Origin of the sequence: Mucilaginibacter aquaedulcis, assembly GCF_030409325.1 — a bacterium.
Taxonomy (GTDB): domain Bacteria; phylum Bacteroidota; class Bacteroidia; order Sphingobacteriales; family Sphingobacteriaceae; genus Mucilaginibacter; species Mucilaginibacter aquaedulcis.
Genome location: NZ_JAUFPR010000001.1, coordinates 768663 through 789691, shown reverse-complemented (window position 1 = coordinate 789691; position 21029 = coordinate 768663). Strand labels below are relative to the sequence as shown.

19 protein-coding genes and 1 tRNA gene are annotated in these 21029 nt (G+C 40.8%); 10 read left to right on the top strand and 10 right to left on the bottom strand.

From position 1 onward, the window contains the following. The first annotated feature begins 29 nt into the window (after nucleotides 1-29). Together QWZ01_RS03270 and QWZ01_RS03265 are read left to right on the top strand one after the other, a co-directional pair. Complete coding sequence (locus QWZ01_RS03270; protein ID WP_290321797.1) at nucleotides 30-1076, top strand: outer membrane beta-barrel protein; 1047 nt, start codon at nucleotides 30-32, stop codon at nucleotides 1074-1076. A 124-nt stretch (nucleotides 1077-1200) separates the two neighbouring features. Beyond that, nucleotides 1201-1800, top strand: a complete 600-nt coding sequence (locus tag QWZ01_RS03265) for a DUF4468 domain-containing protein (RefSeq protein ID WP_290321796.1) — start codon at nucleotides 1201-1203, stop codon at nucleotides 1798-1800. A gap of 355 nt (nucleotides 1801-2155) precedes the next feature. On the opposite strand, the gene QWZ01_RS03260 is transcribed toward QWZ01_RS03265, so the two are convergent. Then, complete coding sequence (locus QWZ01_RS03260; RefSeq protein ID WP_290321795.1) at nucleotides 2156-3463, bottom strand: ammonium transporter; 1308 nt, start codon at nucleotides 3461-3463, stop codon at nucleotides 2156-2158. 827 nt (nucleotides 3464-4290) lie between these two features. On the opposite strand from QWZ01_RS03260, the gene QWZ01_RS03255 reads away from it, so the two are divergent. Next, the gene (locus QWZ01_RS03255) at nucleotides 4291-5115 is read left to right on the top strand and encodes an energy transducer TonB (RefSeq protein WP_290321794.1); all 825 of its coding nucleotides are present in this window, start codon (nucleotides 4291-4293) and stop codon (nucleotides 5113-5115) included. A 290-nt stretch (nucleotides 5116-5405) separates the two neighbouring features. Here QWZ01_RS03255 and QWZ01_RS03250 read toward each other — a convergent pair whose 3' ends face one another. Continuing rightward, nucleotides 5406-5870: an SRPBCC family protein gene (locus QWZ01_RS03250; protein WP_290321793.1), complete on the bottom strand. Its 465-nt coding sequence runs from the start codon at nucleotides 5868-5870 to the stop codon at nucleotides 5406-5408. Then, entirely contained in the window at nucleotides 5851-6192 is a 342-nt protein-coding gene (locus QWZ01_RS03245; RefSeq protein ID WP_290321792.1) for an ArsR/SmtB family transcription factor, read from the bottom strand. The genes QWZ01_RS03250 and QWZ01_RS03245 overlap by 20 nt, the downstream gene beginning before the upstream one ends. Before the next feature lie 325 nt (nucleotides 6193-6517). Between QWZ01_RS03245 and purL the strand changes: the two genes are divergently transcribed. From purL to QWZ01_RS03230, 3 genes are read left to right on the top strand one after another with little or no spacing between them, the layout of a single operon-like run. Next, the gene (purL, locus tag QWZ01_RS03240; RefSeq protein WP_290321791.1) at nucleotides 6518-8740 is read left to right on the top strand and encodes a phosphoribosylformylglycinamidine synthase subunit PurL; all 2223 of its coding nucleotides are present in this window, start codon (nucleotides 6518-6520) and stop codon (nucleotides 8738-8740) included. Further along, a complete protein-coding gene (gene gloA2 / locus QWZ01_RS03235; protein WP_290321790.1) occupies nucleotides 8740-9129 on the top strand; it encodes an SMU1112c/YaeR family gloxylase I-like metalloprotein in 390 nt (129 codons plus the stop codon). The genes purL and gloA2 overlap by 1 nt, the downstream gene beginning before the upstream one ends. A gap of 2 nt (nucleotides 9130-9131) precedes the next feature. Then, entirely contained in the window at nucleotides 9132-9845 is a 714-nt protein-coding gene (locus QWZ01_RS03230; protein ID WP_290321788.1) for a tRNA1(Val) (adenine(37)-N6)-methyltransferase, read from the top strand. Here the strand turns inward: QWZ01_RS03230 and QWZ01_RS03225 are convergent. Continuing rightward, nucleotides 9819-10883: a T6SS phospholipase effector Tle1-like catalytic domain-containing protein gene (locus tag QWZ01_RS03225; RefSeq protein WP_290321787.1), complete on the bottom strand. Its 1065-nt coding sequence runs from the start codon at nucleotides 10881-10883 to the stop codon at nucleotides 9819-9821. The genes QWZ01_RS03230 and QWZ01_RS03225 overlap by 27 nt on opposite strands. 177 nt (nucleotides 10884-11060) lie before the next feature. Between QWZ01_RS03225 and QWZ01_RS03220 the strand changes: the two genes are divergently transcribed. Beyond that, nucleotides 11061-11555, top strand: coding sequence for a metallophosphoesterase family protein (locus QWZ01_RS03220; RefSeq protein ID WP_290321786.1), 495 nt, complete (start codon nucleotides 11061-11063; stop codon nucleotides 11553-11555). A 99-nt stretch (nucleotides 11556-11654) separates the two neighbouring features. Here QWZ01_RS03220 and rnhA read toward each other — a convergent pair whose 3' ends face one another. Continuing rightward, complete coding sequence (rnhA, locus tag QWZ01_RS03215; protein WP_290321785.1) at nucleotides 11655-12116, bottom strand: ribonuclease HI; 462 nt, start codon at nucleotides 12114-12116, stop codon at nucleotides 11655-11657. A 99-nt stretch (nucleotides 12117-12215) separates the two neighbouring features. After that, on the bottom strand, nucleotides 12216-14309 hold the full coding sequence (locus QWZ01_RS03210) for a heavy metal translocating P-type ATPase (RefSeq protein ID WP_290321784.1): 2094 nt from the start codon (nucleotides 14307-14309) through the stop codon (nucleotides 12216-12218). A gap of 116 nt (nucleotides 14310-14425) precedes the next feature. On the opposite strand from QWZ01_RS03210, the gene QWZ01_RS03205 reads away from it, so the two are divergent. Further along, nucleotides 14426-14499, top strand: a tRNA-His gene (locus tag QWZ01_RS03205). A gap of 370 nt (nucleotides 14500-14869) precedes the next feature. Beyond that, entirely contained in the window at nucleotides 14870-15619 is a 750-nt protein-coding gene (locus QWZ01_RS03200; protein ID WP_290321783.1) for an alpha/beta hydrolase, read from the top strand. A gap of 306 nt (nucleotides 15620-15925) precedes the next feature. Here QWZ01_RS03200 and QWZ01_RS03195 read toward each other — a convergent pair whose 3' ends face one another. The 4 genes from QWZ01_RS03195 to QWZ01_RS03180 form a co-directional block, all read right to left on the bottom strand. After that, nucleotides 15926-16231, bottom strand: coding sequence for a hypothetical protein (locus tag QWZ01_RS03195; protein ID WP_290321782.1), 306 nt, complete (start codon nucleotides 16229-16231; stop codon nucleotides 15926-15928). 91 nt (nucleotides 16232-16322) lie between these two features. After that, nucleotides 16323-16538, bottom strand: coding sequence for a hypothetical protein (locus QWZ01_RS03190; RefSeq protein WP_290321781.1), 216 nt, complete (start codon nucleotides 16536-16538; stop codon nucleotides 16323-16325). A 166-nt stretch (nucleotides 16539-16704) separates the two neighbouring features. After that, entirely contained in the window at nucleotides 16705-17781 is a 1077-nt protein-coding gene (locus QWZ01_RS03185) for a glycosyl hydrolase (RefSeq protein WP_290321780.1), read from the bottom strand. 192 nt (nucleotides 17782-17973) lie between these two features. Then, nucleotides 17974-18183, bottom strand: a complete 210-nt coding sequence (locus QWZ01_RS03180) for a hypothetical protein (protein WP_290321779.1) — start codon at nucleotides 18181-18183, stop codon at nucleotides 17974-17976. A 686-nt stretch (nucleotides 18184-18869) separates the two neighbouring features. On the opposite strand from QWZ01_RS03180, the gene QWZ01_RS03175 reads away from it, so the two are divergent. Beyond that, nucleotides 18870-20807 (top strand): 7TM diverse intracellular signaling domain-containing protein, encoded by a 1938-nt coding sequence (locus tag QWZ01_RS03175; protein WP_290321778.1) that lies wholly within the window; start codon nucleotides 18870-18872, stop codon nucleotides 20805-20807. The last annotated feature ends 222 nt before the right edge of the window (nucleotides 20808-21029 follow it).

Here is a 21029-nt window from a genome sequence, read left to right as displayed (position 1 = left end):
ACTAAATTTTCCACAATTAAATCGTTATCATGAAAAAAACAGCTTTACTCTTATGTTTACTTGCAAGTGCAGCTTTTACGGTTAAAGCCCAGGATACTACTAAAACCGCCGCAGCTGATCCTCCATTAACCATAACCGGATCTGTTGATGCTTACTATAAATACGATTTTGCTAAACACAGCAATATACCAACCAGCTTCGCTACAGATCATAACTCTATGTCGATAGGTATGGTTGACCTCGGCTTGAAGAAAAAAGTAGGCAAAGCCGCCTTTGTGGGTGAGCTTTCCTTTGGCCCAAGAGGTCAGGGTCAATCGCTCCCTAACGCGGGCGACAATGGCGATTCCTTCCATATCCAGAATTTATATATGTCATATGATGTAACCGATAAGTTTGTGCTTACAGGTGGTTATATGGCTACATTTATAGGTTATGAGGTTATAAGCCCTACAGGTAACTTTAACTACTCAACCTCGTATATGTTCACCAATGGCCCGTTCCAGAATGCTGGTTTCAAGGCAACTTATTCATTCTCTGATAAGGTAAGCCTGATGGCAGGTATCTTTAACGATCAATGGAATGCTTACAAAGCCAATACCGGTTTAAATAACTTTGGGGCGCAATTAATGATTGCCCCTGTAAAAGGCTGGACAGCTTACCTGAATGTAATTACCGGGGGCACCGCAGGTACTGAATTTGACCTGACCACCGCTTATCAAATCACTGATGCCTTTAAATTAGGCTTAAACGCTGCTGATTATAAAGCAACCAACGGTGTTAAAGGTGGTTTTACTGGTGTAGCATTGTATCCGCAAATAGCTGTATCAAAATCTGTGACCTTTGGTTTAAGGGGTGAGTACTTTAAAACCAAAACCGGCGATTTTTCATTGGCTGGCCCAGCTCCAGGCGATCACGTAACTGCTATAACCCTGACATCTAATATTAAGGCAGGTCCGTTAACACTGATCCCTGAGATCAGATTAGATAACAACTCGGCAGAGGCATTTACCAAAAGCATGGGCGACCCAACCAAACATGCTCAGCAATTTTTAATAGCTGCTGTTTATGCTTTCTAAAAAGTAAGAAAATATTCCTTTTTAAAAGCCGCCCGGTGCTAACCGGAGCGGCTTTTATCTTTATATTTATTGCGGGATGGCCTATGGTGGGGAGATGATGAGGATCTTGAATTGAAATAAAAATATGATGATGAAAAATATACTTGTGGCTTTTGTTTGTTTGCTGTTTGTTAAAACAGCCTGCGCGCAAAAGGATTCTTTAGCGTTTGATGAACATGATAAATACATCTATTATCAAACGGTGAGCAAGCCGGGTTTATCGGCTGATAGCTTATATAACCGCGGATTATACTTTATAAAAACAGCCTATCCTAAAAGTAAACTGACAGTAGTTACCGCCGATAAGACTGAGGGTGTGATAACCGGTAAAGGAAGTTTCCTGGTTTCAAAAAAGGCATTTATAACAACCCATGAAGATGGTGCCATAAGCTTTTCTCTGCGTATAGAGGTTAAGGATTCTAAATATCGTTATTGGTTTACAGACTTTGTATATACTCCATATCAGCGTAACCGGTATAATGTTTATGAACCGGTTCCCGGGGTAACCATACCGATGGAGCATGCGCAGGGGAAAATAGATAAAGATGATTTCGCAGTATATTTAGATAAGATACTGCTTAATAGTAAGCAAATAGGAGGTACACTAAAAGCATATATGCTTAAAACTTCGGCCCTGCCTCAGGAAGTGAAAAAGGTCAAAAAGATATCGACTAAGGACTGGTGAGTAATGAGTAGAATTACCGAAGTAATCGCGAATTTTGTCTGAACCACGATTAAGCAGATTTATCGGATTTAAGGATTTTTACTTCAGTTTGGACGTTCTAATAATTGCAATAGAAAAATCGTGTTAATACTTTAGCCTCAAAAAAGTTTTGGCTCAGACAAAAAAAATCAGCGCCATCACAGAAATCAAAAGAAATCAACGGTCAAAAATCAACGCCATCATAGAAATCATAAAGAATCAACGGTCAAGATTAAAAGAAATCAACGTCAGGAATAATAATAAAAAAGCTGCATTTTCGGTAAATGCAGCTTTAGTTTTTTCAGTTGTTTGGTTTGATGTAATATGTAATAGTTTTTTATAATCCTTCGTCGTGCTGACTTAAGTCAAGGCCTGCAAGTTCTTCTTCAGGAGTTACGCGAAGTGTGCTGATCATGTCGGTGATCTTTAACAATAATAATGAGCCGAAAAAGGCAAAGGCAGATACGCCTATTAAAGTTATCAGGTGTAATACAAATAAGTGTGTTTCGCCATAGTATAATCCGTTGCCTGTGGTATTACCCGCGTTTACGTTTTGGTGGGCAAATACACCGGTTAATAGCATGCCTACCATACCGCCTACACCATGGCAAGGGAATACGTCAAGTGTGTCATCAATGCTGGTTGATGTTCTCCAGATCACTACCAGGTTACTAACTATAGCGGCAACAATACCAATTATTAATGAGTGAGGAACGGTTACAAAGCCGGCTGCAGGTGTAATAGCCACAAGGCCAACAACAGCGCCTATACAAGCGCCCATAACACCTGGTTTTTTACCTTGCAGTATATCAAAAAACATCCATGCCATTGCAGCAGCTGCTGATGCGGTTGTTGTGGTAGCCAAAGCAGTTGCGGCCAACGTGCCTGAACCTAAGGCAGAACCTGCGTTGAATCCAAACCAGCCAAACCATAACAAGCCAGTACCCAATAATACATAGCTGATACGTGCAGGAGCGTGGGCTTTATCGTTACGTTGTTTTAAATATAGTGCCGAAGCAAGAGCAGCCCAGCCTGCAGACATGTGTACAACGGTACCACCTGCAAAGTCAAGTACGCCTTTACCAAAAAGGAAGCCGTCAGGGTGCCAGGTTGAGTGTGCCAGCGGGGCGTATATAAATATCATAAATAACACCAGGAATATCACGTATGAGTTAAAGCGGATACGCTCGGCAAAGGCGCCGGTGATAAGCGCCGGAGTAATTACGGCAAACTTGAGCTGGAACATGGCAAATAATACCAATGGAATGGTTGGTGCAAGTTTCCATGTAGCGTTGCCTAAAGTGCCTTTCATCATAAAGAAAGTGCGTGGATCGCCTATGAAACCTCCTATGCTATCACCAAAGGCAAGGCTGAATCCGAAAATAACCCATATTACAGTTATAACACCCATACATACAAAGCTCTGCAGCATGGTTGACAGTACGTTTTTCTTACTAACCATACCGCCGTAAAAAAAGGCCAGGCCCGGGGTCATTATGAGTACAAGGGCGGTACTTACTAATAACCATGCAGTGTCGCCGCTATCAATTTTACTGTCTTTAACAGTAGTTAGGGTAACAGAAGGGTAAACAAGGGCAAGTATAATTACAATTATAAGTACGCCAAAGGGTATGAATTTTTTCATGTTTAGGGTTTAAGGGAATTTGATAAGTTGTAATACTGCCCGGTACCCAATCAAAATGCCGGGCAGTATTAAATAAGTTAATAGCGTATACGGCACCCAATCAAAATGCCGGATAGTTAAACTAAATTTTAAAAAACAATATGATCCGGTTGCTTAATCAGAGCATCCGGTTTGATATTGTTTTCTACTACCAAAAAGCATGAAATGGAAAAAGGATGAGTTTGCGAAAACGCGACAGTTCACTTGAGCCTGAGCCACAAATAAAGGTCACGTATTTAATTGCTATGGATAAAAAAATGGGGGAGTGGTAAAGGCCCTGTAAAGAATGCGAAACCCGGTGTTGCTGAACATTGATAACCTGCAAAGGCACATTGTTAATGCTGAAATCATAATTAAACGGATGATGATTTGGGTTTGCGGTGCTAAACGAAGTATTTTTACCTTTTGAGTAATGGTTATTGTGTATTTCTTCCTTTCCGGATGCTGAAAAGCCCGTAAAAAGTAAAAAAAATAAGGCAGTAAATTGATAAAGCCTGTTAACCATATCTAAAAGTAGTAAAAAATTAAAATAAATCCACTTTTTTTATGAATTTTTTAAGTTTTTAATGATTTGTGTAATAAAAATATACATAAAACTCATTTTAAATAGGTTTTGTAAAGATAAACTAATAAAAATTGTTCGTTTTTGTGAAATTTTTAAGTTGAAATTAAAAAAGAATATAATTTTTAATTTGAGTGATTTTGGCGAAAAATATTTGAAATAATTTTTGTTTTGTAAAATATTATATATGTATATTCGTTTTATAAGAAATTAAATTCTGAAATATATGAATATCTCCAAATTTGATTTGTACAAAGCCGAGTGGCTCGACCTTGTATTTGACCATCGTAACAAAGCATATGGTGCTTATGAATTGAGAAAGAGTTATGGCCAAACTATGGTGAAGGCTATGGGCTTAAGTTTTATAGCAGTGGTTGTTTTGGTAATAGCGAGTTTTGTATTCAGGGTAAAACCTAAGCCTGAGTATAAATTTATCCCGGTTGAGCTTCCAACTATAGTAAAACCACCTGTGGAGGCTAAACCTAAAAAAGCCGATCCTCCTAAGTCTGTTGATCCTCCTGCGCCGGCGGTTCAGGTAAAAACTACAGCCATACCTACCCGGGTGGTGTCGGATGATCAGCCAACTGTGGATCCTCCTGTAATTAGTGAAATAAAAGGACCTATCGGTTCAGCAAATGTTGATGGGCCGGATAAAGGCATAGATAATCAAATGGATCAGGGAAAAACTCAGGGTGGAGGTGGGGCGGCTCCCGCGGATGAAACTATTTATACTACCGGAGATGTGCTTGAAGTTATGCCCGAGCCGGTGGGTGGGTCGGCTGCCTGGGCTAAGTTTTTGCAAAAAAATCTTCACTTTCCGGGTGTGGCTCAGGAAAATGGGGTTTCTGGTAAAGTATTTATGAGTTTTGTTATTGAAAAAGATGGCTCTTTATCAAATATAAAAGTTGAACGCGGCGCCGGGTACGGTTTTGATGAAGAAGCATCCCGTGTTTTAAAACTGGCCAAAGCCTGGAAGCCAGGGGTGCAGAATGGGCAGGCTGTACGCGTTAAATATACTATCCCTATTAATTTCCAACTAAGCGAGCAATAAGGGTTGTTAAAAATATACGGTCGGGCAACGGTCTCTGCGGCGATAAGGGGGTAGCAGGGGTTTGAAAACAGACCGTTCGGGCAGGCGATATTTCACCTGCCCGTTTTTGTTTATATTATAGATATAAATAAAAAGTGTCATTTCGACGAGGAACGAGGAGAAATCTTATACGCCATGTAAGTTCGCTTTATATATTTTGTAAGATTTTTCGCTACGTTCAAAAGATAGCTTCTCTTCCGCTCAACGCTCATGTCTGCCCTGGCTCAAAGTAAATGACAAGCTGTTAAAAACTACCTTTTATTTAAGCCCTTTATATATCGATTAAGCTTATCCAGATTCTGTTTTAATCCTTCATCGGCTTTAAATGTTTTTACAACCTGTATAAATTGCTCAGGTGTTTCAAAAAGCATGTGCCAGCTAAGGTGGGTTTGTTCGCCATGTGCTTCAAACTCAATTGTAGCAACAAACTTGGGGCTGCTCATGTGATCATACACTAATTTTTTGAACGGAACTATCTCTTTAAAAATGCTTTTGTTTTTATAGTCAGTTCCATCGGGGCCATGCAATACCAGATTCCATTCACCACCGGGTTGTACATCCATTTTATTAATAGTGGTGGTGAAATCATTTGGGCCCCACCATTGGGCAATGTGCTCGGGTTGTGTCCATACCTCCCAAAGCAATTCAACTGGGGCATCAATTATTCGTGTTAAACGTAATTCGCGGTCGGATGTGTTACTTTTTGTGCTTTCCATGTCTTTCGTTTTTTAATTGTTCTACATATTTTTCCAGATTATCTAATTTGCTTTCCCAATGCTGACGGTACTGATCAACCCAGGTAGATACCTCACTCAGCTGATCAAGCCGGGCTTCGCAAAGCCTGTCGCGGCCCTGTTGTTTCACATTAATAAGGCCACAATCAACCAGTATTTGTATGTGCAAGGAAATGGCCTGGCGTGTAACGTCAAAGTTGGCGGCAATGGTGTTGACATTATGCGGCTCGGTAGCAATCATGTTAATTATCGCTCTGCGGGTAGGATCGGCAATGGCCTGGTAAACGTCTCGTCTGGTTTTCATGATCTGCAAGTACTTGCTTGCAAATATAAATGCAAGTATTTGCTTGCGCAAGTGTTTTTGTAAATAGAAAGTGCTAAAAAGGCAGTCCCCTGCTGTTTGATGTTTCCGACTTCGAATCACTATGCCCGTAATTTGCAACTACATCAAAAAATGCCGGTAGTCTGAAGTCGGAGGCTTCGGACAGCTTAATCTTATCCTGCACATCGTTCCCCGCACCGCGCTACCACACCCCATTCCCACACCTATGTCACTAATCCAAAAGAAGCTTTCAGCTTTCGCCCTTTTTTTCTAATTTTGCGCATCCTTTCAAATAAAACATATTACATTGGAGCACCAGGAATTAACCACCGTTGAAACCGCCAAAGATTTAGGCTTACTACCCGAAGAATTTGAACGTATTAAAGAGATATTAGGGCGAGTACCCAATTTTACCGAACTTTCTATTTTCGCAGTAATGTGGAGCGAGCACTGCTCGTATAAAAACTCTATCACCTGGCTAAAAACTTTACCTAAGGATAGCCCGCGTATGCTGGCTAAGGCAGGTGAAGAAAACGCCGGCCTTGTTGACCTTGGTGATGGCATTGGCTGCGCTTTCAAGATCGAATCGCACAATCACCCTTCGGCATTGGAACCATATCAGGGTGCGGCTACAGGTGTAGGCGGTATCAACCGCGATATATTTACAATGGGCGCAAGACCCATCGCGCAGCTAAACTCGCTGCGTTTTGGCGACCTTACCCTTGATAAAACCAAATGGTTGGTTAAAGGTGTAGTAAAAGGTATCAGCCATTATGGTAACGCCTTTGGTATCCCAACCGTTGGCGGCGAATTGTTTTTTGATGATTGCTATAATGTAAATCCATTGGTTAACGCCATGTCGGCAGGTATTGTAAAAGCGGGCGAAACCGTTTCTGCAACATCATACGGCGTGGGTAACCCGGTATATATAGTAGGTTCTGCAACCGGAAAAGATGGTATCCATGGCGCGGCTTTCGCATCAAAAGATATCACTGCCGATTCTGTTAACGATTTACCGGCCGTTCAGGTGGGTGACCCGTTCCAGGAAAAACTGTTGTTAGAAGCTACACTTGAAGTTATTAAAACCGGTGCCGTAGTAGGTATGCAGGATATGGGCGCAGCCGGTATCATCTGCTCAAACTCAGAAATGAGCGCTAAAGGCGAGCACGGTATGCGTATTGATCTGGATAAAGTACCTACCCGCCAGGATCATATGAAACCTTACGAAATTTTACTGTCCGAATCACAGGAGCGTATGCTTATTGTGGTACATAAGGGCCGTGAAAAAGAAGTAGAGGCTGTTTTTGATAAATGGGATCTGAACTGCGCCATTATTGGTGAAGTAACCGACACCCAGCGTTTAGAGTACTACATGAACGGCGAAAAAGTAGCTGATGTACCAGCCGACGATTTAGTTTTAGGTGGAGGCGCACCGGTTTACCAACGCGAATACCGCGAGCCTGCTTACTTTGCCGAAAATCAGAAATTTAATATAGACGATATACAGGAACCTGCAAATCTGGTTGAAGTTGCCGAGCATTTGGCAGCCCACCCTAACTTGGCTTCAAAACGTTGGGTAACAGACCAGTATGATAGCATGGTAGGTGTACAAACCATGACCGCTAACCTGGCTTGTGATGCTGCCGTTGTTGCCGTTAAAGATACCGACAAGGCCATCGTATTAACTACAGATTGTAACTCGCGTTATGTATATGCCGACCCATACAAAGGTACTGCCATTGCTGTGGCCGAAGCCGCACGCAACATTACTTGTGCCGGTGGCGAACCTGTAGCTATTACCAATTGCTTAAACTTTGGTAACCCTTACATTCCTGAGGTTTACTGGCAGTTTGTGAGCGCCATTAAAGGTATGGGCGATGCCTGCCGTAAGTTTGAAACCCCGGTTACCGGTGGTAACGTAAGTTTCTACAATCAGTCGGCCGATGGTGGTTCTGTATTCCCTACGCCAACTATTGGTATGCTGGGTGTTATGGATAATGTAGATAACATCATGACCGCCAACTTTAAACAGCCCGGCGATCTGATCTATTTAATAGGCGAATCTGTAAATGATATTGCGTCATCACAATACCTGGCTTCATGGCACAAAGTTTTGAAAGCACCAGCTCCTTATTTTGATATTGATAAGGAATATGATATGCAGCAAACCGTTAAAGGATTGATCAAACACCGTGTTATTGAATCGGCTCATGATGTGGCCGATGGTGGTTTGTACATGACCCTTTTAGAAGCAGCTATGCCAAACGGATTGGGTTTTGATATTGAAACTGATGATACTATCCGCAAGGATGCCTTCCTTTTTGGCGAGGCACAAGGTAGGGTAGTGGTAACTGTAGCTCCTGAAGAGCAGGAACGCTTTGTTGAGTTTATGGCTACCAGTGCTACTGAGTTCAGTCTGCTGGGTACCGTAAATAACGGCTTCCTGAATGTAGATGAAGAAGCATTTGGTCATGTTACCGACCTGAAAATGGTTCACAGCAATGTATTACATACTATTTTAGGCGAATAATGCTAAAACTAAACCGGGTACATCATATAGCCATTATTTGTGCCGACTACCAAAAGTCGAAACATTTTTATAGTGAGATACTGGGTTTAAATATAGTTCGTGAAGTTTATCGCGAAGAACGACAATCATACAAGCTTGATCTGGAAGTGGGAAACCTCTACCAGATCGAGCTTTTTTCATTTCCTGAACCTCCCGCCCGTCCTTCACGCCCCGAAGCGGTAGGTCTGCGCCATTTGGCCTTTGAGGTTGATGCACTCGATGAAGCCGTATCGCACCTGACTAACTTTGGTGTAGAAACCGAGCCAATCCGCATAGATGAGTTCACCGGCAAACGCTTCACCTTCTTTACCGACCCCGACGGCCTGCCACTGGAGCTTTACGAAAAGTAATCATGGCGAATCTGTTTCGCTTTAAACAATTCAGTGTTGACCAAACGGGCTGCGCCATGAAGATCAATACCGATGGGGTATTGCTTGGTGCACTGGCTGACTTTAACCAGCCCCAATCTGTTTTAGATATTGGTACCGGTACAGGCGTAATTACCCTGATGCTGGCCCAGCGCTTTCCAATGGCTCAAATTGATGCTGTGGAGATCGACGAAGGTGCAGCGGCAACTGCCGAAGGCAATTTTGAAAATTCACCTTTTTATGAGCGTTTAACCTTGCATGCTTCCGGATTTGAGGAATTTTTTGCAACCCATCCGGAGAAAAGCTATGATGTGATTGTTTCCAATCCGCCTTTTTATATCAATTCATTGTTATCGCCGGGTTCGCAGAAAAATTTGGCTAAACATGCGGGGGATGGATTTTTTAAAGGAATGATGAATAAAGTTTCAAAGCATTTAACTCCAAATGGAGCCTGTTGGTTAATATTACCGGTTGATACCGCAATGCTGGTTAAATCGCTGGCTTTATCGTTTGGACTTTATGTGCAAAAAATAATAAAGATCCGTTCTTTTGATCACGATGAACCACACCGGGAAATACTGGTATTTGTTTTAGATGCTTCATTGATTACGGAAGAAACCCTGGTGATATATGATGGACCCAAAGTTTACACTCAGCAATATCAAGAGCTACTACGCAATTTCCTCATCATTTTTTAAGCCCTTTTCAATTACATGTTTCAGATTTTGTGGCCTGTAGGATGCATTGGTTTTCCAGATTTCAATCGCGCTGGGATCAACCGTTTGGTGATAGATCTGATTGGCACTGATTATCCTTTTTGCAGGAGGCATCAAATTGAACGGAAATACAAACGAATTATAGAGTTTACCATCAATATTAGGTTTTATATTGTTGGTTAGGTACCTTTCTTCAAAGGCAAGACCTGTTTCCGTAGCCTTTTCGGCCATCCATTTAAAGGTAATATCGCTGATGCTGCTGTCGGGATAACCTCCGCCAATGTTGGAGTGCACACCGCTGAACCATCTTTGCTCCAATATTTGTGGGGTTGGCCTCTGCAGAGCGCTTTTGCTTTGGGTCCACAAGGTGGGTTTAAAACTGGCGCGTCTTTCGTCTATAGCAACGGCATGATAGGCATAATCAACATAGGTGCTTAGCTTAGTGTCATGAAATTTGTACCTGTTTTTGTTGTATAGCCTGAAAAAAGAGAAAGGGATGCCGAGTGCGCCTACAGTATCCCAAACGCCTATGAATTTAATGCCGGTTTCCTGGCTGTATTTAGCCTTAAACTCCATCGCTTTTTGCCCATTAGGTTTCCAGCCCCTGTCTGTTCTGTTGCGGTAATGCTCATAGGCTTCGTTGATGAGGTTCAGGTCGTCGTTTCTGATAATGCCGCAGTTGCGTATCAGTCCGGCAAGGCTCCGGGCGGTATAGGCGCCCCTGCTAAAACCGAAGATGTATATTTCATCGCCCTTAATAAAGTTCCAAACTAAAAATTTATAGGCATTAAGTATATGATCATCCAAACCCCAGCCTGTAGCGCCATCAATAACTCGGCGAAGTTTACCGCCTGATGTGCCTACACCCTCGGTATAATATTTAAGCTGTAGTATGTTATTCTGATCAATATTGCAAACGCCTTCGAATAGCTTTTGTACATTGGTTTTAATTACGGTACCTTGCTCAACATCGCCGGGACTATTCCATGTGCCGTCACAGCATATGATAATTCTTTTCATAGGGGTACTAAAGGTTTATATAAGTATTGAAACTTTAATGGTTATATAAATATAAATAATTGAATAAGAGATTGTTTTAAAATAACGCTTCATTTAGATTAGGCATTGGTCTAAAATTCTTTTGATCAATGTTTGCATCTTGATTATGGTTTCTTTAGTCTTGCCTTTTGATTCTGTATGACCCGCATTGGCCTGATATCCGACACCCACAGTTACCTTGACGACGCTGTTTTTAAGCATTTTGAAAATTGCGACGAGATTTGGCATGCCGGCGATTTTGGCACCATTGAGCTGGCTGATAAATTGGCCGCCTTTAAACCATTAAAAGGAGTATACGGCAATATTGACGGTAAAGACATAAGAATGGTTTACCCCGAAAATTTGCGTTTTAACTGTGAAGGCGTTGACGTATGGATGACCCACATTGGCGGCTATCCGGGCAAATACAGCCCGGCCGTAAAAAAGGAAATCTATTTAAATCCGCCCAAATTATTTATTTCGGGGCATTCGCATATATTAAAAGTAATGCCCGATAAAACCATCGGTTGCCTGCACCTTAACCCTGGAGCGGCCGGACAGCAAGGCTGGCATAAGGTGCGTACCCTGATGCGTTTTAGTATTGATGTCGATAAAATTCAAAACCTGGAGGTGATTGAGCTGCAGGGGAGGTGATAATTCGGGTATCAAGTTTTAGTATCAGGCATCAAAACAGAACTCAAACTATTATCAGCCTCAAAATAAATCTTGATACCTGATACTAAGTACTTGATACTAAATTTTAGCGTTCTCTACCTCAAACACCGAATCGATAAGTAGTGGTTTTTGTTTGCCGGCGGCTACGGCCAGTTCGTCGCAGCGTTCATTTTCGGGATGGCCGTTGTGGCCGCGTACCCAGGTAAATTTAACCTGGTGCTGTTTGCTTATGTCGAGATAACGCAGCCAGAGGTCTTTGTTTTTTTTACCTGCGAAACCTTTTTGCAGCCAGCCATTTAGCCAGCGCTTTTCGATAGCATCGATCACATATTTAGAGTCGGAAAATATCATGACCTGTTGATTAGGCGTTTTTAGCGCCTCAAGCCCTTTGATAACGGCAAGCAACTCCATCCGGTTATTGGTTGTTTTGCGAAAGCCTTCAGAAAGTTCCTTATAGTGTTTCCCCGAACGCAAAATTACCCCATAACCACCCGGACCGGGATTGCCACTTGATGCTCCGTCTGTAAATATTTCGATCATTGTGCAAATATAGTAAGCCCCCCGGCCCCCTAAAGGGGGAGAATAAAAAAAATCTGCGCAGTGCTAATCAAAAAGCTCCCCCTTTAGGAGGGTGGGGGGCTAAAATTTCTTGATCTTTAACCTAAGCGAGTTACCAATAACCACCACGTCTGAAAATGCCATAGTGAAAGCACCTACCATTGGGTTTAAAAAACCGAGGGCAGCCACCGGGATAGCAATAAGATTATAGGCAAATGCCCAAAAAAGATTTTGTTTAATGGTGAGCAGTGTGTGCTGGCTGATCTGCAAAAACTTGATCACCGATTGTAGATCGGTATTTAAAAGTACCACACTGGCTGATTGTATGGCTACGTGGCTGGCATCATTCATGGAGATGCCCACATCAGCTTTAACCAGGGCGGGAGCATCATTAATGCCATCGCCAATCATAATGGTTTTGCCTTTTTGCTTGTAAATATCAATAGCCTTTAGCTTTTCATCGGGCAGCTTTTCGGCATGTACATCTTTATCTTTAATGCCGATAGCCTCGGCTACCTTTAAACAGCGGTCTTTTTTGTCGCCGCTTAAAAGGATTGGCCTGATGCCCATTTTTTTGAGCTGAGCTATCAGGGCTATAGTTTCGGGTTTTATTTCATCGTCGATGGCTATCTGCGCCAGCAATTGCTGATTTTTATAGAGCGACAGGTTAAAATGATCGTCTTTATTGTGTTTGGCCGTTCCTAAAAAATAGTTGTTGCCATCAACATCCTCGGCACGCATACCTAAACCCCGTTCTTCGCGGGCCACTTTCAAGATAATTTTTTGCCTGGGCAGGTTCTTTAGGCCGTTTACCAGCGAGCGGGCAATGGGGTGGTTTGAACGTTCCTCAATAGCAAAAATGATACCCCTGATCTGTTCTATATCTGCTCCGGTTTCGGGCTTTATCTCATTGATGTGAAATTTCCCTGTGGTTAAAGTTCCTGTTTTATCAAAAACTACGTATTTGGTATAGGCAACCGCTTCAATGGTATCACCGCCTTTGATCAGGATACCGTTCTTAGCCGCACGACCAAGGCCTACCATAACCGCGGTAGGTGTGGCTAAACCCATAGCACAAGGACATGAAATGACCATCACCGCTATTGCATTCATCAGTGCATGCTGCAGGCCTGCATGACCAACATAATAAGTTAGTATAAAAGTTAACAAGGCTATGGCCAGCACAGCCGGTACAAATATGGAGGCTATTTTGTCGCCCAGTTTTTGAATAGGAGGTTTAGCGGCCTGAGCTTTTTTCATCAGATCAATGATCTGCGACAGGATGGTGTTTGAGCCAACCTTGGTGGCCAGCATATGAATGTTACCATTAAGCAAAATGGTGCCACCAATAACCTTATCGTATTTTTCTTTTTCAACCGGTAAGCTTTCGCCGGTGAGCATGGCTTCATCAACGGAGGCGCTGCCCGATAGTATCTCGCCATCAACGGGGATCTTATCGCCCCGGTTAACCAGCAACGTATCGCCCGGACGTACATCCTTAGCGCTGATCACCTCAATGCCGCCGTTAACAACCCGGTTGGCATTAACCTGTTGAAATTTGATAAGATCTTTTACTGCAGAAGTAGTTTGATGAACCGAACGTTTTTCAAAGACATTCCCCAATAGCACCAGCGTTATAATAGTGGCACAGGTTTCGTAAAACTGATAATTGGCACCTAAATGCTGCAGCGTACCGGTAAGGCTGTAAGCAAAGGCAGATGTTGAACCAATAAATATCAAAACATCCATATTGGGCAGCCCTGCTTTTATAGAGCTAAAGGCACTTTTACCAAAATGCAGGCAACCTACTATAAATACCGGCAGGCACAGTAGTAATTGTACCGTAGGCAAGTGTAAAAAATGCCATGGAAGCACCATGTGGAGCAGGAGCGGAGCAGTAAAAAGGGCGCAAAAGAAAAATTTGTTCTCTATTTTTTCATAAAATGCAGGCTGATGCAAAGAAATATCATCAATAATTTTGAAGCCTAAACTTTCTATTCCTTTTTTTATTTCGGGTAACTGGCTACTATCGGCGGTTGAAAATTTTACCTCTTCGCTGGCGAAATCTACAAGTATGTTATGTAACCCTCTTTTTTCGAGTAGTTTATGAACAGATAACGCGCAATTATTACAATGCATTCCTGTTACATTCAGTTCAATTAATTGCTCAGCCATAAATACAAAAATAAAGATAAATTAAAATCGTTCTAAATTAAAGAGGTAAGATGAATGTAATTTTAAAAAGAGTTTGCAAATAGCCATAAGATTTCTATTTTTGCACTCTCCAAACGGTAGATGTAGCTCAGTTGGTTAGAGCATCGGTTTGTGGTACCGAGGGTCGTGGGTTCGAGCCCCATCATTTACCCTTAATGGGGCAAGTCAGGTAAACTGATTTTGCCCCATTTTTTTTGTCATTTAATTTGATGCTAATCAAGTAGATAGGTAAAGTTGCATCATTCAGTTTTCCGGTTCCTTGTCTTCACTTTATTGCGTTGGCCTCCATGATGCGTTTTGCGGTAATAGTCATTTGGCCTGTTATTTTGCCCGTATATCAGCTTTTTAATAACTCATATAAGTTTACTGATTTAAAAACCCGCCCTGCATAAACGAGATTTGAATTAAATAATAGCTTTAAATTTTTTGATTGATGGCCTTTGAATTAGAATTTAATCAATTGCATCTCCTGAATAAAATGCTGAACTATTATGAATAATAATCACAAATAATTAAACATCATGAAAACTTTTAAAATCTTTTTCCTTATGACATTACTTGCAGCAACCGTCGCCAATGGGCAAACTACCGGGGGAGATAAACCGACAATAGTTTTTGTACATGGTATATGGGCAGACGGCTCGTGTTTTTCCAGCCAAATTGAAGCCTTGCAGGCTAAAGGATATCAGGTAATGTCTGTACAAAATGAAGTAGTATCTATTGATGCCGATGCGGCCAAAGTGCAGAACGTTATAGACATGATTAAGGGCAAGGTAATACTGGTAGGCCATTCATGGGGTGGCATGGTGATTACTAAAGCCGGAAACGACCCTAAGGTTGTTGGATTAGTTTACCTGGCAGCTTACGCTCCTGAGAGTGGTGAATCTTTATTAGATGTATCTGCAAATGCTCCTCAAACTGAACTTACCAAATATCTTGTACCAAGCGATGGCTCAGTGTTTATTTCTGAAGAAGGTGTGAAGAAAGTATTTGCGCAAGATCTGGATGCAAAAAAACAGTCATTGATTTATGCAACACAGGTATCAGCTACTCATACGGTTTTTGAAGATAAAAGCGGTGAGCCTGCCTGGAAGCACAAGCCCAGCTGGTATGTTGTGGCACAAAATGATAAAACAATACACCCCGATCTGGAGCGCTTTATGTCAAAAAGGATGAAAGCCAAAACGATTGAAATACCATCATCACATGTTATGATGCTTGCGCGTCCGGCTGATGTATTAAAGGTTATAGAAGAGGCCGCCAAACAATAAATATTAATTAATATAAGGGGTGTGACCGCACCCCTTATAATTTCTGATCAACGGAGGATAACGAAGATTTCTGTTCCTTTACCAAATGTCTTTGTGGATGTACATAGTAAATAATTATTGATGCTCTTTGCGTTGCAGGCCGATTTCTGAAGCAGCTGAATCTTATCTTGTTCGGTTATCAGGTAAGCTATATTTTGAATCACGCAGCTGCCCGTAATACGGAGTTATCTTCTTTGGAGGATTATAATAGGCAGTTATTTGCTGAGGGATTTTGACGATCCTTCTTTTGTTTGGGCCGACTTGAAGTTAGAAATTAAAAAAACGAGCGGTACTATGCAAACGCACGCTGGTTAAAACAGACTGATAATTCCATTTGCGTGTGTTACGCTTTTTAACAGGTTTGTAGTTTCCCTCGTTAATAGTATCTCTGAATAGATCCATCAATAACATTTGATCTTCCGTATCGCCAATACTGATGTTTGATAGTTCCAATACCTGGTTAATTTGGCCAAGCAGCTGAAGAGTTTCTTTTTTAGTAAACCATTCAGCAATGTCTGTTTTCTTCCTTTTAGGATAAAAGTAGTTAACAATGGTTTGGAATGCTCTGTTCATTATAAAGTAACGTGAGATTAGTTATCCATATTTTACGTAATTGTTTAGTTAAAGGTTATAGGGTTAATTTGATACAGGTTATTGCACAGTTTTAAGTAGTACAGGGCTTGTGTTTCTTTTTTATTAGTGCCTTATATTCGGTAAGCTCTTCAGGGCTTAAATACTTTTCAATATTTCTTGGTTCGCCATCAACCATAAACATGTATTTTTTTGTTTTGCCTCTCATGTAAGAGGTCACCTCGCACTTGATTCCTTGTTCGTTTTTGACCTTCAGGATTTTAAGAAACCATTTTTCTAATTCAGACATTGCACTTGGAATAGTTGAACGATTACTACAAGTATTTTAATATTTTGTTGTCAACTATTAGTTAATAGATGGATATTTATAATAATTGTGTAGCTGATTGCACGCAATTTCACAATTTTCTCATTTTTTGATCAATCGGTAATTCACACCTTAATCAGCGATCAAATTATTTGGTTAACCAGCCCTGTGAAGCGGCCTTATATGACCACGAGGTGTATGGTTTAACCCATTTGGTAAAGCCTAATTTATTTTCATTATCACTTCTTATTCCGGGTTCATCCAGCAGTTCGTAAAAAATTAAGGCTTGTACATGGCTGTTGGCTTTGCACTTGGCAATAAACTTGGTAACGAAGTCTTTCTGTTTAGCCTCATCAGTGCTCAAATTCTTGGGCCTGAAGTTTGATTCGGTGAACCATATTGGTTTGGTAGGGAATAAACCCGACAATTTTTGAGTGATATCCGGAATGTTATATGGTGCTTTTGCAGCAGCACCTTCCATATCAGAGTACCAGTGATAACTTAAAACATCAAACTTTACTCCATAGCTTATAAGCATTTGAATGTATGCATAATGTAACCATGAAGCATCTACCAGGGTAATGGCTCCCGGATCTTTGGCTTTAACGCCCTCGTTCATGCCTTTTAAATAGGCGGCTGTTACTTTAAATTTCTTAGCATCATAGTTACTCGTGTACTGCCCGCTTTTGCCTGCCAAAATTATTTCTTGCTCCATCTCATTGCCGAGATGATAGGTTGTAAAATACTGGCTGTATTTACCGGCAAAGTTGCTACCGCTCGTTTTACCCTTTGCATAGGCTTGAGCTTCGGTGTCACTATATTTTAAACCTTTGGTTGATAAAGATGGGAGCAAGTTTATACCATTGCTTTTGGCAAGTTTTTGCAGCGGGATAAACGTTTCTATATTTTGCATGCTGCCATCGGCATTTACTGATACATTAAGTTTGTACCAGGTCATACCCATGTTTTTAAGCATCTTTATTTGGTCGGTAATTCCTAATTGAATGTAGGCTTCGGCACTTAGGGGGTGGCCATTCATACCTAAAATGAGTTTCCGGGTAGTTGTGGCCGGTGCTGTTGTAGCTGCAGCTTCTTCAGTTTGGGGCGATGAGGTATCTGCTATCGGTTCTGTTTTTACAGGTTCAATATTCAGATCTTTTTTACAGGATATTGTAAACGTTGTTAAAAATAATATTATAAGTGCAAAAGAGCGTTTGTTAGTCATATCAAATACTTTAAATCAACAATTATTGAGGGGGGCAGTAACCTCAATAGGTTGTGTTGCCTATACACACATCATTTCGACTGCAAACTAATTCAAATAATCTGACTTTGTACGCCCATATTTAGTACATAATCAGTTAGTTATTATACAGCTTTACACATGTTGATTCACAAACGGAACTATAATATGTTACTAAGAAGGTACAGTTTCGCTTTTAAGCAACTCCCGGTACTGTACCACCTCGGCAGCAGTTAGGTAATTTTCAATGTTCCTGAGTTCGCCATCAACATGAAACATATACCTTTTAGTTTTGCCTCTCATGTAGAGCGTAATTTTGCATTTAATTCCCTGCCGGTTTTTTACTTTTAAAAAATTGACCAGCCATTTTTCTAAACTGTCCATAACATTACAATCTATATAAACCATTACATTCAAAATTTTTATTTGTTATCAACTAATAGTTAATCAGGCGGTTTAGGTTATAGTTTTTCACTCAATTGCACAAAAATTCACACATTTTACATTTCGTGTACATATTCTCAAATACCCTTGTTTTGATACCTGATTTAATTTCATATTTGATCAGTTATTAAAACATGGGGGCGTCGGGTTCGCCTGATCCCCCCTTTCCAGGTTCAAACCTGCTCACTTCCTCCGGGTTTACGAAGAATATTAATCTTTCCAGGCTATCATCTTCATCTTTGTCGATATTGAACAGGCTTCCGATAACAGATGATATTTTTTTCTATACTCATAAGTCTTACATATAAACACCCTTAGTTATAAATACTTAACTAAGGGTGTTGCCGTTATTGTGAGAGTTATGTTGAGTCAATTATAGGGCTTTGCTCATGAATAAAATGAATAAATCTGAAAACTGCGTATTTCTACTTATGTGCGGAAACGTTTTTTGCGGGATTATACCTGATCTCTACCGAGGTGTTACTTAAAGGAGTGTTTTTGACGCTTCAGCTGCCTTTTTACTTTATAAATACAATTAATACAAAAAATATTTTCTTATAAGCTATCATACTATTCATCTTTGCTGATTGTTCAATTAAATATTCCTAAATAAGAAGTTTTCGCTCATGCAACAATCAAAGTATAAGTTACATACTACTGATACAGGTTTTATAAAGCAACTTTTAGTTCTGCTCATCTGCTTGTTTTCCTCCTCTATCTTATTTGCTCAGCAAAAAGTTAATGTACAAGACCAGGTAAACCAGCACATATTTTCATACAAGGAGATATATTGCCTGGAAGATCCTACAGGCAAACTAAGCCTTCAGGATGTGCAATCTCCGGCTGTAGCTGCAAAGTTTAAGGCAAGCTGGTCAAGCACTCCTCAAAACTATAAGCTGAAATCGGCTTATTGGTACAAGGTAACTATAGGGTACCCGGCCGAAACCATGAAAAACTGGATGCTGGAGTTTTTTGATCAAACCATTGATGATATAGCAGTATATACTCCCGCGGCTAATCAGGAATACAAGGTTGAACGCTTTGGCGCTTTAAAGGCATTTGGTAACAGGCAGTTTCAGCATAAGAACTTTGAAGTGAGCCTGAAGGTGGAACCAGGGCAGGAGCGTACCTATTATTTTCGCATCAAATCGCACCAAACTGCCGATGTTATCATCGTGCTGCGTTCGGTTAACTGGTTTGTAGAATATGCCCTGAACGAATACCTGCTGTTCGGGATATTTTACGGGATGATACTGGTTTTTGCCTTTTATAACATGATGATGTTTATTGCTATAAGGCACATACAGCATCTGTACTACGTTTTTTACATCCTGAGCGTTGGATTTTATGAACTCTGTAATGATGGCATCGGCTATCAGTACCTGTGGCCCGATTCGCCGGGGTGGAATAAATATGCTTATGGTTTCGCCTTATGTTGTATAAGCGTGTTTGCTCTCATGTTCACCAATAAACTCCTGTTTGTAAAATCGAAAGCTCCCGGTTTATACAAACTCATTAATACGGTAATTGCAGCCAGGTTAACGTTTTTTGTGATATGCCTTGTTTTTAACAGGCAATGGTTCAACTATAAGGTTATTGAGGCAATTCCATTATGTATAGCCTTTTACACGGGCATTTACATATTCAGAAAAGGATATAGGCCTGCAAGGTTCTTCGTATTGGGTTATAGCTTTCTGTTTATTGGCTTTACGCTTAAGTTTTTGATCATGCTGAATGTTTGGTGGCTCAATTTGGGTGCCGTAAGCTATTACAGCCTGAGCATGTGCTTTATTTTTGAAATGATATTGCTGGGTTTTGCCATTGGCGATAAGGTGAGGATTTTAAAAAGCGAAAAAGAAAAGGCTCAGCAGGATATTATTAAACAGCTTAGGGATAATGAAAAGCTAAAAGAATCGATCAATATTAAGCTGGAAGAACAGGTAAGGGAAAGAACACATGAGGTTATTGAAAAGGCCAGCATCATTGAAAAACAAAACGAGGATCTAAGCCGTGTAAATAAGATACTGGAGCAACAGACGGCCGAAATTTCGAGAATGAACGTACTACTTGAAAAAGATAACCAGGAACTGCACGCCAGTTTTGATAAGGTATCGCGCGATAGGATCATGTCGGCCGGGGTTGATTTTGAGGAGTTCAGTAAAATATATCCCGATCCGGAAAGCTGTCATAAATTCCTGGCCGATTTAAAATGGCGCGATGGCTATAAATGCCACAAATGCGGTAATACTCATTTTATCAGCGGGCACCTGCCTTATAGCCGTCGTTGCGGTAAATGCAGCTATGACGAGTCTGTTACATCGTACACCATATTCCAGAACACAAGGATACCCATCACCAAAGCGTTTTATATGATATTTTTGGTTTACTCTACAAACGGAAAAATATCATCGCATAAATTATCTGAAATACTCTCCATAAGGCAAAGCACTTGCTGGGCTTATAGTAACAGAATAAAAAAGTTGCTTTCGAGCCGTAAAACGGGCATTAAAAATGGCAATAACGAGGGTTGGAGCAAGCTGGTGGTGGATAACACTGCTGATTAGCCCGTTTTGCACCTAAGCCCTCCATTTTTAATTGGCTGATTATCAATCATAACAAAAAGGTTATTATCCGTATCAGAATTGGGTTGTAAGTATGCTTTATTAGTGAATTTTAGGGTTAATAATCAATCAATTACGAGGCGTATCACTAAGGTGTTAAACCGTATCAACTTATTTTTAACTGTCTGTATATCAGTTATTTATGTTGAAAATATTTGAGTTTTT

What these genes read in the sequence shown, in the direction of transcription:
- QWZ01_RS03195 (WP_290321782.1), bottom strand. Translation starts at nt 16,231, where the DNA reads ATGAACAGAGCATTCCAAACCATTGTTAACTACTTTTATCCTAAAAGG.
- QWZ01_RS03185 (WP_290321780.1), bottom strand. Translation starts at nt 17,781, where the DNA reads ATGACTAACAAACGCTCTTTTGCACTTATAATATTATTTTTAACAACG.
- QWZ01_RS03220 (WP_290321786.1), top strand. Translation starts at nt 11,061, where the DNA reads ATGACCCGCATTGGCCTGATATCCGACACCCACAGTTACCTTGACGAC.
- QWZ01_RS03200 (WP_290321783.1), top strand. Translation starts at nt 14,870, where the DNA reads ATGAAAACTTTTAAAATCTTTTTCCTTATGACATTACTTGCAGCAACC.
- QWZ01_RS03180 (WP_290321779.1), bottom strand. Translation starts at nt 18,183, where the DNA reads ATGGACAGTTTAGAAAAATGGCTGGTCAATTTTTTAAAAGTAAAAAAC.
- QWZ01_RS03190 (WP_290321781.1), bottom strand. Translation starts at nt 16,538, where the DNA reads ATGTCTGAATTAGAAAAATGGTTTCTTAAAATCCTGAAGGTCAAAAAC.
- QWZ01_RS03210 (WP_290321784.1), bottom strand. Translation starts at nt 14,309, where the DNA reads ATGGCTGAGCAATTAATTGAACTGAATGTAACAGGAATGCATTGTAAT.
- QWZ01_RS03225 (WP_290321787.1), bottom strand. Translation starts at nt 10,883, where the DNA reads ATGAAAAGAATTATCATATGCTGTGACGGCACATGGAATAGTCCCGGC.
- QWZ01_RS03250 (WP_290321793.1), bottom strand. Translation starts at nt 5,870, where the DNA reads ATGGAAAGCACAAAAAGTAACACATCCGACCGCGAATTACGTTTAACA.
- rnhA (WP_290321785.1), bottom strand. Translation starts at nt 12,116, where the DNA reads ATGATCGAAATATTTACAGACGGAGCATCAAGTGGCAATCCCGGTCCG.
- QWZ01_RS03265 (WP_290321796.1), top strand. Translation starts at nt 1,201, where the DNA reads ATGATGATGAAAAATATACTTGTGGCTTTTGTTTGTTTGCTGTTTGTT.
- QWZ01_RS03270 (WP_290321797.1), top strand. Translation starts at nt 30, where the DNA reads ATGAAAAAAACAGCTTTACTCTTATGTTTACTTGCAAGTGCAGCTTTT.
- gloA2 (WP_290321790.1), top strand. Translation starts at nt 8,740, where the DNA reads ATGCTAAAACTAAACCGGGTACATCATATAGCCATTATTTGTGCCGAC.
- QWZ01_RS03255 (WP_290321794.1), top strand. Translation starts at nt 4,291, where the DNA reads ATGAATATCTCCAAATTTGATTTGTACAAAGCCGAGTGGCTCGACCTT.
- QWZ01_RS03260 (WP_290321795.1), bottom strand. Translation starts at nt 3,463, where the DNA reads ATGAAAAAATTCATACCCTTTGGCGTACTTATAATTGTAATTATACTT.
- QWZ01_RS03245 (WP_290321792.1), bottom strand. Translation starts at nt 6,192, where the DNA reads ATGAAAACCAGACGAGACGTTTACCAGGCCATTGCCGATCCTACCCGC.
- QWZ01_RS03175 (WP_290321778.1), top strand. Translation starts at nt 18,870, where the DNA reads ATGCAACAATCAAAGTATAAGTTACATACTACTGATACAGGTTTTATA.
- QWZ01_RS03230 (WP_290321788.1), top strand. Translation starts at nt 9,132, where the DNA reads ATGGCGAATCTGTTTCGCTTTAAACAATTCAGTGTTGACCAAACGGGC.